At 56.6% G+C, this 13,041-nt stretch carries 14 protein-coding genes and 2 tRNA genes; 9 read left to right on the top strand and 7 right to left on the bottom strand.

The features are described from left to right. Nucleotides 1-86 precede the first annotated feature (86 nt). The 4 genes from efp to earP all read right to left on the bottom strand — a co-directional run bounded on the left by efp (nt 87) and on the right by earP (nt 2,783). Complete coding sequence (gene efp, locus B9Z45_RS03175; RefSeq protein ID WP_108405792.1) at nt 87-641, bottom strand: elongation factor P; 555 nt, start codon at nt 639-641, stop codon at nt 87-89. Between the two features lie 98 nt (nt 642-739). Next, nucleotides 740-1,180 carry a DUF6691 family protein gene (locus B9Z45_RS03170; protein ID WP_108405791.1) on the bottom strand — a complete coding sequence of 147 codons (441 nt, stop codon included), beginning with the start codon at nt 1,178-1,180 and terminating at the stop codon, nt 740-742. Next, nucleotides 1,177-1,650: a YeeE/YedE family protein gene (locus B9Z45_RS03165; RefSeq protein ID WP_108405790.1), complete on the bottom strand. Its 474-nt coding sequence runs from the start codon at nt 1,648-1,650 to the stop codon at nt 1,177-1,179. Before B9Z45_RS03165 ends, B9Z45_RS03170 begins: the two co-directional genes overlap by 4 nt. 35 nt (nt 1,651-1,685) lie before the next feature. Then, nucleotides 1,686-2,783: an elongation factor P maturation arginine rhamnosyltransferase EarP gene (earP, locus tag B9Z45_RS03160; protein ID WP_108405894.1), complete on the bottom strand. Its 1,098-nt coding sequence runs from the start codon at nt 2,781-2,783 to the stop codon at nt 1,686-1,688. A 58-nt stretch (nt 2,784-2,841) separates the two neighbouring features. Between earP and uvrC the strand changes: the two genes are divergently transcribed. From uvrC to B9Z45_RS16865, 9 genes are all read left to right on the top strand, one after another. After that, on the top strand, nt 2,842-4,785 hold the full coding sequence (gene uvrC, locus B9Z45_RS03155) for an excinuclease ABC subunit UvrC (RefSeq protein ID WP_108405789.1): 1,944 nt from the start codon (nt 2,842-2,844) through the stop codon (nt 4,783-4,785). A 54-nt stretch (nt 4,786-4,839) separates the two neighbouring features. Beyond that, a complete protein-coding gene (pgsA, locus tag B9Z45_RS03150) occupies nt 4,840-5,409 on the top strand; it encodes a CDP-diacylglycerol--glycerol-3-phosphate 3-phosphatidyltransferase (protein ID WP_108405788.1) in 570 nt (189 codons plus the stop codon). Then, a complete protein-coding gene (locus B9Z45_RS03145) occupies nt 5,406-6,314 on the top strand; it encodes a DMT family transporter (protein WP_108405787.1) in 909 nt (302 codons plus the stop codon). The genes pgsA and B9Z45_RS03145 overlap by 4 nt, the downstream gene beginning before the upstream one ends. Before the next feature lie 84 nt (nt 6,315-6,398). Beyond that, the gene (locus B9Z45_RS03140; protein ID WP_108405786.1) at nt 6,399-7,484 is read left to right on the top strand and encodes a tartrate dehydrogenase; all 1,086 of its coding nucleotides are present in this window, start codon (nt 6,399-6,401) and stop codon (nt 7,482-7,484) included. Between the two features lie 257 nt (nt 7,485-7,741). Then, nucleotides 7,742-8,014 (top strand): HU family DNA-binding protein, encoded by a 273-nt coding sequence (locus tag B9Z45_RS03135; protein ID WP_108405785.1) that lies wholly within the window; start codon nt 7,742-7,744, stop codon nt 8,012-8,014. 16 nt (nt 8,015-8,030) lie between these two features. Beyond that, nucleotides 8,031-8,106: transfer RNA gene (locus B9Z45_RS03130), tRNA-Val, on the top strand. A 61-nt stretch (nt 8,107-8,167) separates the two neighbouring features. Beyond that, on the top strand, nt 8,168-10,099 hold the full coding sequence (locus tag B9Z45_RS03125) for a SurA N-terminal domain-containing protein (protein WP_108405784.1): 1,932 nt from the start codon (nt 8,168-8,170) through the stop codon (nt 10,097-10,099). A 26-nt stretch (nt 10,100-10,125) separates the two neighbouring features. Continuing rightward, nucleotides 10,126-10,201, top strand: a tRNA-His gene (locus tag B9Z45_RS03120). A gap of 279 nt (nt 10,202-10,480) precedes the next feature. Next, on the top strand, nt 10,481-10,717 hold the full coding sequence (locus B9Z45_RS16865; protein ID WP_146180869.1) for a hypothetical protein: 237 nt from the start codon (nt 10,481-10,483) through the stop codon (nt 10,715-10,717). A 206-nt stretch (nt 10,718-10,923) separates the two neighbouring features. Here the strand turns inward: B9Z45_RS16865 and B9Z45_RS03110 are convergent, their stop codons facing one another. The 3 genes from B9Z45_RS03110 to B9Z45_RS03100 form a co-directional block, all read right to left on the bottom strand. Next, nucleotides 10,924-11,145, bottom strand: a complete 222-nt coding sequence (locus B9Z45_RS03110; protein ID WP_108405782.1) for a hypothetical protein — start codon at nt 11,143-11,145, stop codon at nt 10,924-10,926. Continuing rightward, complete coding sequence (locus B9Z45_RS03105; RefSeq protein ID WP_108405781.1) at nt 11,132-11,554, bottom strand: DUF5681 domain-containing protein; 423 nt, start codon at nt 11,552-11,554, stop codon at nt 11,132-11,134. Before B9Z45_RS03105 ends, B9Z45_RS03110 begins: the two co-directional genes overlap by 14 nt. A gap of 88 nt (nt 11,555-11,642) precedes the next feature. Beyond that, nucleotides 11,643-12,935 carry an AAA family ATPase gene (locus B9Z45_RS03100; RefSeq protein WP_108405780.1) on the bottom strand — a complete coding sequence of 431 codons (1,293 nt, stop codon included), beginning with the start codon at nt 12,933-12,935 and terminating at the stop codon, nt 11,643-11,645. Nucleotides 12,936-13,041 lie beyond the last annotated feature (106 nt).

Genomic DNA, 13,041 nt, shown 5'->3' with positions numbered 1-13,041 from the left:
ACCGTGGTGTGTGAATCAGCTCGGCAAGTGAATCACCCATGAAAAAAAGCCCCTTGCGGGGCTTTTGCAGGTGGTAGATCCGCAGATCAGACGCGCTTGCGGTATTCGCCTGTGCGGGTGTCGATCTCGATTTTGTCACCTTGTGCCACAAACAGGGGCACTGGCACTTCCAGACCTGTCGCTATTTTCGCGGGCTTGAGCACTTTGCCGGAGGTGTCGCCTTTCACGGCAGGCTCTGTCCAAGTGATCTCGCGCACCACGCTGGTGGGCAACTCAACAGAAATGGCTTTCTCGTTGTAGAACACCACTTCGAGTTCCATGCCGTCTTCGAGGTAGTTCAGGGCATCGCCCATGTTGGTCGCTTCGACTTCGTACTGGTTGAAGTCGGTGTCCATGCACACATACATCGGATCGGCGAAGTAAGAGTAGGTGCAATCTTTTTTGTCCAGAATAACCTGGTCCATCTTGTCGTCAGCGCGAAAAACGACTTCTGTGCCGAAGTTGGCGATCAGGCTTTTGAGCTTCATGCGGACGGTGGATGTGCCACGGCCGCCACGCTGGTATTCGGTGCGCAGGACGACCATGGGGTCTTTGCCGTGCATGATGACGTTGCCAACGCGGATTTCTTGAGCGGTTTTCATAGGATTTGAGTCTGAAATGAACAGGAGTGGCCTGAAGCCTAAGCCCTCTATTCTAACCTCTGGGGCCGGGTTTTTATCCTTTGAAAGGCCCCGGTCCATCAATCCTGTGCGGTCAGCCCATGCGCCAGGCCGCCCAGCACAATCCCCCCCAGAGCCCACAGGATGTCGGTGTTGCCGGTGCCCAAAGCCGCAATGGCCGGGCCAGGGCACACGCCACTTAGCCCCCAGCCGATGCCAAAAATGGCCGAACCGATCACGGTCTGACGGTTCCATTGGGCGGGTTGGGTCAAAAATTGCCCCCCCAGCACGGGGCGGGCAAACCAGCGCGGAAAGCCCTTATAGGCCAGAGCGGCCAAGCCAGCGGCCCCGCCCATGACCAGCATCAGGCCCCAATCCTGAAAGCGCAGGAAGCTGATGACGACGTCGGGTTGAACCATGGTGGCCAGCGACAGGCCAAAGCCAAACAGCGCCCCGGCCAGCAAGGTGACCAGGGCCTTGGGCAGGGTCAGGGTGTGCGGGTTCAAAGTTTGTTCGTTCATGCCAGGCTCCAGGCCATCAGGTTGGCGGTTAAAAATGCGGTGGCCATGAACGTCAGCACCGCGCCCAAAGAGGGCAATTGCAATGCCCCCAGGCCGCAGATGCCGTGGCCCGAAGTGCAGCCATTGCCCAGGCGGGCACCGTAGCCGACCAGAAAGCCCCCCACCAGCAATTGCCATGCAGGCACGCTGGTGTGTTGTGCTTCGCCACCAGCCAGCGCAAAGCGCCAGACCAGAGCGCCCAGCACCACACCCAAGGCGTAGACCAGCCGCCATCTGCGGGTATTGATGAAGCGCGCTTGCTGAAAAAACGACCGTTTGAACAAAAACGACCAGCTGCTCGAAAACACGGAACTCATGCCGCCGACCCAGCCGTTGAACAAATAAAGCAGCGCCACGCCTGCGCCGATGGTCATGCCGCCCAGCAGGTAGTGCTGCCAGCCGAGGGGGAAGAGGGTGTTGAAAAAGGACATATAAAAGATTATCCCCGCACCGGGAGTCAGATGCGTCAGGTTGACTGCATGGCAAAAGTCATGAGTTGTCTGAGCAAGCTGTCTTGTGTCAATAAACGGGCTCTTGCCGCTTGAGCGCAATGGCGCCACTCGTGCAGGTCTTTGACGGTCAGGACAGGCAATTGCCCGACTACCACCCCGTTCCAGACCCGGTGAAAGTGCCGCAGGCTTTCTGGCGCTTGCAGCCAATCCAAAAAGGCTGTCAGCTTGGCGTGGTGGGCATTGTCGTCCTGGGGGTAAATGTGCCAAACAAAGGCTTGGGCTGCCCAGAGGGCCCGCACCAGCGAGTCTTCCCCGCGCACAAAGTTGAGGTCACAGGCCCAAAGCATTTCGTCAAAGCCGTTCTGGTCGGTGTAGGGCAGGGCGCTCCAACTTGGTTGATCACGCATGTTGGTCAAACTTTTTTGCACGGTGGCCAGTGGCCGACCGGGGGTAACCAGCAGGTGGTGCGGCTTGCCCACCAGTTGTGTCAGTAGTTGGGGCAGGGCAGTGGGTTCGTAACAAAACAGGCTGATCAGCAAACCGTCCGCCATCAGTCCGGGGGCGTGTTGATGTCGCCATGCGGCCCGTTGGTTACTTTTTTCAAAGGTTTGCTGTCGCAGCATCAGATCAGACTCGCGCAGCAGGCCACCAGTGTCCGGTGTGACGCCGGGGTAGAAAAAGTGCTTGGTCCAGCCCTTGGCCGGGCCGCTCATCACCGGCGAGGGCAGGCCGTGCAGGCGGGGCACCCAGCTTTCGGCACTCAGGTATTCAAGGTTGATCCAGGCGGGAGGGGTTTTGTGCGTGGCCACGCCGTGTGCCACAAAGGCTTCGGGCAAGGTGCAGCCAAAGGCTTCGATCCAGACATCAGCAGGGGATAGGCTGGCCAGCTTGTCGATGTCACTGGCGTCAACCCAGGGCAGCACCCGAATGCAGGGCAGACGGGCGAGCGATTCCTGCGTGGCCATCCAGCGCAAGGCAGAGTCGTCGTCCACCCACAAGCGCACCGATTGCCCTGCCTCGGCCAGTTGCCGGGCCAATCGCCAGCAAACGCCCAGGTCACCGTGGTTGTCGATGACTGCGCAAAAAATGTCCCAAAGTCTTGGCGAATTCATGAGGTGATTGTCGCCTGCCCCCCGGTTTCCAGCTTCACACAACGGCACAATACGCGCCATGATTGCCGAACACGATGAATCCTTGCTGGCCCAGGTCGCTGCGCTTCCGGCTTTGCCCGGGGTTTATCGCTACTTTGATGCGCAGGGCAGCGTGCTGTATGTCGGCAAGGCCAAGCAGCTTAAAAAGCGTGTGTCGAGCTATTTTCAGAAAGACCACGGTGGCACGCGCATTGGCCACATGGTCAGCAAAATTGCCCGCCTGGAAACCACGGTGGTGCGTTCCGAAGCCGAAGCGCTGCTGCTTGAAAACAACCTGATCAAGTCACTGAGCCCGCGTTTCAACATTTTGTTTAGAGACGACAAAACTTACCCGTATCTGAAGTTGACAGGCAACGGCACGCTGTTTTTAAAGGCGCTGGATGGCGCACCCGAGCCGCAGACCTTTCCTCGGGTGGCCTACTACCGGGGTGCGGTTGAAAAGAAGCACCGCTACTTCGGACCCTTTCCCAGTGCCTGGGCGGTCAAGGAGTCGATTCAGCTGCTGCAAAAAGTGTTTCGCCTGCGCACGTGTGAAGACACGGTGTTTGCCAACCGCACTCGGCCGTGTTTGCTCTATCAGATCAAGCGTTGCTCGGGTCCATGTGTCAACTTGATCAGCCCTGAGGCTTATGCGGACGATGTGAAGCACGCCGAGCGCTTTTTGAAGGGCGAGACTCAGGCGCTGCTGCAAGAGATGGAAGCGCGGATGATGCAGCACGCCGACAGGCTCGAGTTTGAGCAGGCCGCCGAGGTGCGCAACCAGATGTCGGCCTTGTCCAGGGTGTTGCACCAGCAGTCTGTGGACACCGGCACCGACACCGATGTGGACATCTTGGCCGTGCGGGTGCAGGGCGGGCGTGCCTGCGTCAACCTGGCCATGGTGCGCGGCGGGCGGCACCTGGGCGACAGGGCTTACTTTCCAGCGCATGTGGAAGACGCGCACGCGCTGCAATCGGTTGAAGACGATGATCAGACACCGCGACCCGTCGAGGTGCAGGTTCTTGAGGCTTTCATGGCGCAGCATTACATTGGCATTCCAGTGCCGCCGGCGCTGATCACCAGCGTGATGGTGGACAAGGCCTTGCTTGCCGCACTGTCGCAGCAAGCGGGCTACAAAATTGCCGCAGTGCACAACCCGCGGGAACACCGCAGGGTCTGGCTGGAGATGAGCGAAAAAAATGCCGACATCCAGCTGGCCCGATTGCTGGCCGAAGAAGGCTCTCAACAGGCCCGAACCCGGGCACTGGCCGAAGCGCTCGATTTGGCCCCGGACGATCTGGATGCTTTGCACATCGAATGCTTCGACATTTCTCACACAGCAGGCGAAAACACGCAGGCTTCTTGCGTGGTGTTTCGCCAGCACAAGATGCAAAGCAGTGAATACCGTCGTTACAACATCGAGGGCATCACGCCGGGTGACGATTACGCGGCCATGCGCCAGGTGCTGATGCGCCGTTACGGCAAGCTGGCCGAGGTTTTACGCACGCAGGACGGTAGCTCAGAAGGCACGGCCCGATTGCCCGATCTGGTGCTGATTGACGGAGGCAAGGGACAGGTGTCGACGGCACGCGAGGTGTTTACCCAATTGGGCTTGGACCTGTCGCGCATCGTGGGCGTGGAAAAGGGTGAGGGCCGTAAGGTGGGACTGGAAGATCTGGTGTTCGCCGATGGCCGTGAAAAGGTTTATCTGGGCAAGGACTCGGCTGCCCTGATGCTGGTGGCTCAGATCCGCGACGAGGCGCATCGCTTTGCCATCACCGGCATGCGGGCGCAGCGCGCCAAGGTGCGCATGGGCGGCAGCAAGATCGAAGAAATTCCGGGCATCGGACCGCGCAAACGGGCCAAATTGCTGCAACGGTTTGGTGGTGTGCGTGGCGTGGAAAGCGCCAGTGTGGAGGACTTGCTGGGCGTGGAGGGCATTTCGCGTGAACTGGCCGAGAGCATTTACAACGCCTTGCATTGAGTCAGCGGCTGGGCTGACAGGCAGCTGTCGGCTTGGCGTGCCACAATCGAGACCATGTTTTTCACGATTCCCACCCTCATGACCTGGACGCGCATTGTCGCGATCCCTTTGATCATTGGCGTGTATTACCTGCAGAACCTGAAGGTTGAGACGCAAAACCTGATCGCCACGGTCATGTTTGTGTTGTTTGCCATCACAGACTGGTTGGACGGCTTTTTGGCCCGCAAGTTGAACCAGACATCGGCTTTTGGTGCTTTTCTGGACCCGGTAGCCGACAAGTTTTTGGTTTGTGCTGCACTGCTGATTCTGGTTCACATGAACCGGGTACATGTGTTGGTGGCATTGATCATCATTGGCCGCGAAATTGCCATCTCCTCTCTGCGCGAGTGGATGGCCCAGATCGGAGCCAGCAAAAGTGTGGCGGTGCACATGGTGGGCAAACTCAAGACCACGGTGCAAATGGTGGCCATCCCCTTTCTGCTTTACGACGGCATGCTGTTTGATGTGATCGACACACGCATCTGGGGCGCTGTTCTGATCCTGATTGCCTCCGTGCTGACGATCTGGTCGATGGTTTATTACATGCAAAAGGCCCTGCCCGAGATACGAGCTCGGGTGAAATGACCCGAATCCCTCGATCTGGCGCCTGGCTGGTGGTGGTGCCTGTGGTGTTTGTGCTGATCTGGAGCACGGGTTTCATTGTGGCGCGATACGGCATGCCACACTCACCGCCTTTTTCTTTCCTTTTGATGCGCTATCTGCTTTCGATGGCGTGCTTTTTGGTATGGATTTTCTGGGCCAAGGTGCCTTGGCCAAAGAACCCAAACCAGTGGCGCCACCTGATGGTCACTGGCATTTTCATGCACGCAGGGTATCTTGGAGGCGTCTGGGTGGCCGTTAAAGCGGGCATGGGCTCGGGCCTGACATCGCTGATCGTGGGTTTCCAACCGGTGCTCACAGCGATTTGGCTGTCGTACAGCTTGCGTGGCTCCGATCAGCCTGGCGTGTCGCGGCGCCAATGGTTGGGCTTGTGGCTTGGTTTTGCCGGGCTGTTGATGGTGGTTTGGCGCAAGTTGACGCTGGGTTCGCCCATGGACCATGTCACGCCTTTCAACATGGTCTTTGCCCTGGGGGGCATGCTCAGCATCACCATTGGCACCCTGTACCAAAAGCGTTTTGTCACCCCTTGCGATGTGCGCTCGGCCAATTTGGTGCAACTGATGGCCGCCTTCGTGGTCACTTTGCCACTGGCTTTGGCCGAATCAGAGGGGATGCACTGGAACGCAGAGTTGACCGGCGCCATGGCTTGGTCGGTATTTGGCCTGACCGTGGGGGGCAGTTCCTTGTTTTACATGCTGATACAGCGCGGCGCGGCAGCCTCTGTCACCAGCCTCATGTACATGGTGCCACCCACAACGGCCATCTTGGCCTGGCTGCTATTCGATGAAACCATCACAGCCGCTACCTTGGTGGGCACGGCTTTGACAGCTTTGGGCGTCAGCCTGGTTGTTCGGCCGTCACGTTTGTGAAAGCCCTTGGGGGCCATTCTTGTTAAGCTGTTCAGCAGTTAGGGCTAAGCCCGTTTTTTACCTTTGAAGCAGAAAGACATACCCATGACCAAGCACCGCATTGCCGTGATTCCGGGAGATGGCATTGGCAAGGAAGTCATGCCCGAAGGACTGCGCGTCATGGATGCTGCAGCCCGGAAATTCGGGATCGACTTGCAATTTGACCACTTTGATTTTTCCAGCTGGGACTATTGTGAAAAGCACGGTCAGATGTTGCCCGACAACTGGAAAGACCAGATCGGCGGCCATGATGCGCTGTACTTTGGCGCAGTTGGCTGGCCTGAAAAAATTGCCGACCATGTGTCTTTGTGGGGCTCTTTGCTGTTGTTTCGCCGGGAGTTTGACCAATACATCAACCTGCGGCCCGCTCGCTTGATGCCGGGCATCATCGCCCCGGTGGTGCGCCGTGATGGCAGTGCACGCCAGCCTGGCGAGATCGACATGTACATCGTGCGTGAAAACACCGAAGGCGAATACTCCAGTGTGGGTGGCCGCATGTTTCCCGGCACCGAGCGTGAGATCGTGATGCAAGAATCCATCATGACCCGCATTGGTGTGGACCGGGTTTTGAAGTTTGCTTTTGAATTGGCCCAAACCCGACCAAAAAAGCACCTGACCAGCGCGACCAAGTCCAATGGCATTGCCATCACCATGCCTTACTGGGATGAGCGAGTGGTCGAGATGGCCAAAGCCTACCCCGGCATCCACGTCGACAAGTTTCACATCGACATTCTGACCGCCCACTTTGTGCAGCGCCCCGATTTTTTCGATGTGGTGGTGGCCAGCAATTTGTTTGGCGATATCCTCAGCGATTTGGGGCCTGCATGCACCGGCACAATTGGCATTGCCCCCAGCGCGAACTTGAACCCCGACCGGAAGTTTCCCTCGCTGTTTGAACCGGTACACGGCTCTGCGCCAGACATTGCCGGTAAGGGCATCGCCAACCCGATCGGTCAGATTTGGTGTGGCGCCATGATGCTGGAATTTTTAGGCCATAAAGACGCGCACGATGCGGTTTTGACAGCCATTGAAAAGGTGTTGGCTGCAGGTGCTGATGCGCCGCGACCCCCCGATCTGGGAGGCACGGCTAAAACGTCAGATGTGGGTCAAGCCATTGCTGCTGCCTTGTAGAGGCGCACTGGAGACATCAAGCTCTTGAGCTGCTTTCTGTTGGAAAAAAGAAGATTGTGCGCTGGTGGTCTTACTTTTTCGAGGCTAGAATTCATCACTCGTTGTTGCTGAGTTTTCGCTGCTGACAGATTTAAATGTCTGAAGCTTGTGAGCTTTGCCAGACCCTGTGCAGTCCGCGTTTGAAACTGAACCACAGTCTTTGGCGCCATTCAAGTCCATTGCCGGGTTAGCCGGTTAGTAACTCCAAGAGGCTTCTTGTGAACAAGACAGAACTGATCGAACACATTGCAAAACAAGCAGACTTGTCCAAGGCTGCCGCTGGCCGTGCACTGGAAGCCACCATGAGTGCTGTGCGAATCACTTTGAAAAAAGGTGGCACGGTTTCTTTGGTCGGTTTTGGCACCTTTGCCGTGACCAAACGTGCGGCCCGAGTCGGCCGCAACCCTCGGACTGGCGCTGCGATTAAAATCAAGTCTGCCAAAGTTCCAAAGTTCCGTCCAGGCAAGGCCTTGAAGGATGCATTGAACTGACAACACTTTTCAGGTGGGGCGCTTAGCTCAGTTGGTAGAGCGGCTCCTTTACACGGAGTAGGTCGGCGGTTCGAGACCGTCAGCGCCCACCACCCCACAAAGTAAAGGCGAACCCGGTGTTCGCCTTTTTTTTGACAATAAGAGACTTCAAACATGTTTGATTCCATTCGCAACAACTCAAAAATTTTGATGGGGTTGCTGTTCTTGCTGGTTATTCCTTCTTTTGTACTTTTCGGCATGGAGGGGTACAGCCGGTTTGAGGACAAAGGTGCCGTGGTGGCAAAAGTGGATGGACAAAAGATCAATCAGTCCGAGTGGGATGCTGCGCATCAGGCCGAGGTTGAGCGCATTCGCGCATCCATGCCGAATCTTGATCCTAAATTACTTGACTCTGCTGAGGCCCGTTACGCCACATTGGATCGGTTGGTCAATGACCGTGTGATAGCGCGCGCCTCTGAAAAGCAATTGCTAGTCACCAGTGACCAGCGTCTGGCGCGCTATTTGCAGCAAGACCCGTCCATCGCCGGTTTGCGCGGCGCTGACGGCAAACTGGACATGGAACGCTATCGGCAATTGGCTGCAAGCCAGGGTATGACGCCCGAGATGCTCGAAGCCCGGGTGCGCCGTGATCTCTCCAACCAGCAAGTTCTTGCGGGCTTGCAGGGTTCCGTGTTTGCTACGCAGCGACAAACTGACATGGCTCTGGATGCGTATTTGCAGCGTCGTGAAATCCAAGTCAAGCGTTGGACTTCTGCAGATTTCGCCACCAAGGTAGAAGTGTCTGATGCAGACCTGCAGCGCTTTTACCAAGATAACCCAGATCGTTTTCGCTCTGTAGAAAATGTGGACATCGAGTATCTGGTTTTGGACGTTGGTGCTTTGCAAGCCAAGATCGAATTGCCCGAGCAAGATCTGAAAACCTATTACGAACAGAACCTGCAGAGATTGGCAGGCCAAGAGCAACGCCGTGCCAGCCACATTCTGATTAACGCGGCCAAAGACCTGCCAGTGGCAGACAAGCAAAAGGCGCGCGCAAAAGCAGAGGGCCTTCTGGCCGCTGTGCGCAAGGCACCCAAGACTTTTGCCGAGGCTGCTCGTAAAAACTCGGATGACAGCGGTTCTGCTGCGCGTGGTGGTGATCTTGACTTTTTTGCGCGAGGTGCGATGGTCAAGCCCTTTGAAGATGCAGCCTTTGCACTTGAAAAGGGCCAGATCAGTGACATTGTCGAGTCTGATTTCGGTTTTCACATCATTCAACTGACTGACATCAAACTGCCGCAGGTGCCTTCATTTGAATCCATGCGCCCTCAACTGGCATCTGATTTGCGCAAGCAGCAAGCGCAGCGTCAGTTTGCCGAGTTGGCAGAAACGTTCAGCAACAGTGTTTATGAGCAGTCTGACAGCTTGACCCCTGTGGCTGAAAAGCTGAAACTCACCCTGCAAAAGGCCCAGGGCGTGACCCGAACACCCGCAGTGGGTGGCAATTCTGTATTGGCAAACCCCAAATTGTTGCAGGCCGTATTTTCTGATGACGCGATTGCCAAACGCCGCAACACGGCGGCTGTCGAGGTGGCGTCCAACACCTTGGTTTCCGCACGCATCGTGAATCACCGTCCTGCGACGGTTCTTCCTTTTCAAGAAGTCAAGGCAGATGTCCGCAGGTTGTTGACTCAATCCAAATCATCGGAATTGGCCAAAGCCGAGGGACAAGCCAGACTTGCCTCCTGGAAGGCCGATCCCGGTCAAGCCCCGTTGGGTATTGCTTTGACGGTCTCGCGAGATCAAGCACCAACGCAGCCACAGGCCGTGATTGATGCGGCTTTGCGTGCCGATCCGGCAAAGTTACCCGCATTGGTGGGTGTAGATTTGGGTTTACAAGGTTACGCTGTTGTCCGGGTTAACAAAATTGTGACCCGCCCAGAGGCCACGGCTCAGCAGGCTGAGCAAAGTCGGCAGCAATTTGCCCGCTTGTGGGGACAGGCTGAATCGCAAGCTTATTTGGACAGTTTGAAGTCGACTTTCAAAGTCCAAATATTCGCCGAAAAGCCCAAAAAGTTGAGCATGCTTTCAGCCGAGAAGCCTTGAGCTTCAGGCTATAATGACGCTCTGTGGTGGCTGTAGCTCAGTTGGTAGAGTCCAGGATTGTGATTCCTGTTGTCGTGGGTTCGAGCCCCATCAGCCACCCCAAATAAATCAAGCACTTAGCCCGGTTCTCCGGGCTTTTTGCTTTCTGGCCCTTGGTTCATGTAGCCACCATGTAGCCTTATGCACGGGGGTTTTGCTCCTCTTTTTTCACTTGAAGGGTGCCCGATGCTTAGAAAAATACTGAACTTGAGCACTGCGGGGGGTCAACTCTGCTTTTGTGTTTGCCTTTTATTCTGCTCAGGAGTATGCGCCGACACGATAGACAAACTTTCAGACTTAGAGGGCTTCTACGTTTTGAAGGTAAAAACGATTGATGGCTGGATGGACAAAGACAAAAAGCAAAAAAAGTCAGGCTTTGAGGGGTGTGACTGGGACAGGGTCATCATTTTTGAAGATGGCACGACTGCAACATGCCGCACCTACAGCTATAGCTACTCTTACCGGCCCAAGGCGGCGCTTTTCGTCAAACCCATGACGCATAACGGAACGAACTTTTTTTCTATCAAGATGCTGGTTGGTTCGGATATCTATGACATGGGCGTTCAATTAAGCAAGTAACCTCCCAAGGGTTGCGCCAAGCTTGAAGGCTTGCTCGGTCAATCAATCCCTGTTCTGTCTCGCCCGGCAAACGCAGCCACTCACTGCCATCGTTGTCCTGCAACCCACGAAGCTCTGAAAGTGGTTGCCCGGGACTCACAAAACGGCGAATGATGGTCAGGGGCTCAGCGGGGGATGTTTCCACCTCAAGGGCAGCAATGCGGGTTTCAAGGCTTGGCATGGTGGGCCTCTGGTGTGTGGTCATTTAGGATGTTGCGCAGTGTGTCGGTGGGCACTGTCGCCAGCCACTCGTTCGTGGTCAGGTCGTTAATGGGCGGCATTTCAAGCCCCATGCTTTGGTAATAGCTAGCCATGCGCTCAACACTTGCAGGCTCAGTGGTCAGGGCTTCGGCTTCCAGTGCTTTCAGTCGAACGTCAAGGCTTGACATGGTGCTTTCCCTCCAATGCGGTGATTCGGGCGGTCAGTTCGTCAATCTCAGCCACACGGGCCAGCGCTCCAATGGCGGCAATGAGTTGGCTACCTTGCCCGGGTGCTAGTGCGCCAGCAGATACAGCCCCCAGCACGGCGCGGCCTTGGTCGGTCAGTGTGTCGCCTGTCAAGTCAAGTTCAATGGCTTGCTCAATAGGCTTGACAGGCGGCAGGACACGCTCCAAAACCAAGCGGGCGGCTTGCACGTCTCCTGCTTTGGCGGCCGTTACTAATCCGGCCAGTATCTCGGGCACGTCCCCTGCAATGGATTCGCGCAGCAGGGTGATTTGTGAACGGCCCGGCGGTCGGCCTTTTGGGTTGCCTGTCTGTCCTGGCTTCCAAAGGTTGGATGGTTTTTTGTTGCTCATGGCGTGTTCCTTTCTTGCTGAATCAGGCCCGGGCAGGTGGTCGCACCCAAAGCAGGTGCGCCATCTTCAGGGCCTTTTTGTGCGCGCTCTATTCCCCCATACCCCCTAGCGCAGTTGGCGCAGTTGGCGCACCCCTTGCGCCATGTGTGCCATCTTCTGTAGTTGGCGCAGTTGGCGCAGACAGTCCAGCAAACAATCTGCCCTCGTGCGTCACGGTCCATCTTTGATGAGGTTTTCTGTCTGGCGTTCGGTAATCAAGCGGCTCTAACCATTTGGCCCGCTGGCATTGGTTAACTATTCGCTTGGTGGCATCGCTGTTGAGTTTCAGCCTTTGGAATGATGGCTCGCTTTTCAGCACGGCATAAGGGTTACTTCGTGACGTTTGCCCGGTATGGCAATACTGGCTACGGCCCTCAAACTCAGCAATCATCTTCAGCAAGGCAGCGGCGCGGTCATCATCAGCACGGCCTTGCTGGCGCTGGTTCAGGCTGTCCACTTCAAATCCGGTCCCTTGCTCCACCAACTGAGGCAACCCGTCCTTTGCCCATTCCAGTGTTATGGGCTCACGCATCCTGCCAAGGTTGCTTTTTTGGTGCTCAACAGTCAGCAGTCCATCATCGCCACGGGTCAAAAACAATCGGCTTCGGGCGCTGTTGTGCCATGCGGTTGACCCTGAGTAACCCTCGCCCCCTTCGGCTTTGCGTGCCTTGCTGGTGTTCTTGTCAACGTGCGCCAGCAGCAGACACCCGGCGTTGGTGGGTTTGACGGCCATGGCCAATGCTCGGATGAATGCGCGCACTTGGCGGCGTTGGATTTCCTCACCTGCAAAAGCATCAGAGGCGTTGTCCACAATCACCAGCCCAATGCCTTCAGTTTGAATGGTCGTGCTCAGCTCCTTGTAGGTGTCGGTCAGTTCGCCTGCCCCCCGGCCTTCGGCGCTGAAAAGCTCGGGGTACTCTGTACCGTCAACGATACGCAGGCAATCGCCCAGCGCCAGCGGGTCGATGTTCCACAGCTTGCAAATGTGTGCCAGTCGATGGCGCACGATGGCCCCTGAGTCCTCCAAGCTCGCAAACAGCACTTTGCAGGGCTTGACCTCAGTACCAAACAGCGGCCTGCCCGCAGCGGCGCAAACTGCCAGCATGAGGGCAATGGTGCTCTTGCCCGTGCCTCCGTGCGCGCCCATCAATGTGACCACGCCACAGGGGATGTAATCGGCCCAAACAAATTCAGGCGGCGGCGCTGGGTGTGTCAGCACGTCAAACACCGAAACGGGCTTCAGCAGTGGCTCAGGCGTTGGCAGCGCTTGGGCGCTGTCCAGCAATGCGGCCACCACATCCATGCCCTCACGCTCGCCTAGCAGGCTGCTGAAATACCCCATTCGCGAGCGCAATTTCGCCCCGCATGGTTTTGATTTTTTTGATTTTCCTTTCGCATTCTGATATTCCCTTCGTTTTTTGTTCGCCTTGGCCCACTTGTAAGCCCAT

Source organism: Limnohabitans sp. 2KL-17, assembly GCF_003063415.1.
Classification (GTDB): domain Bacteria; phylum Pseudomonadota; class Gammaproteobacteria; order Burkholderiales; family Burkholderiaceae_C; genus Limnohabitans_A.
This window is presented reverse-complemented; position numbering and strand designations above follow the sequence as displayed.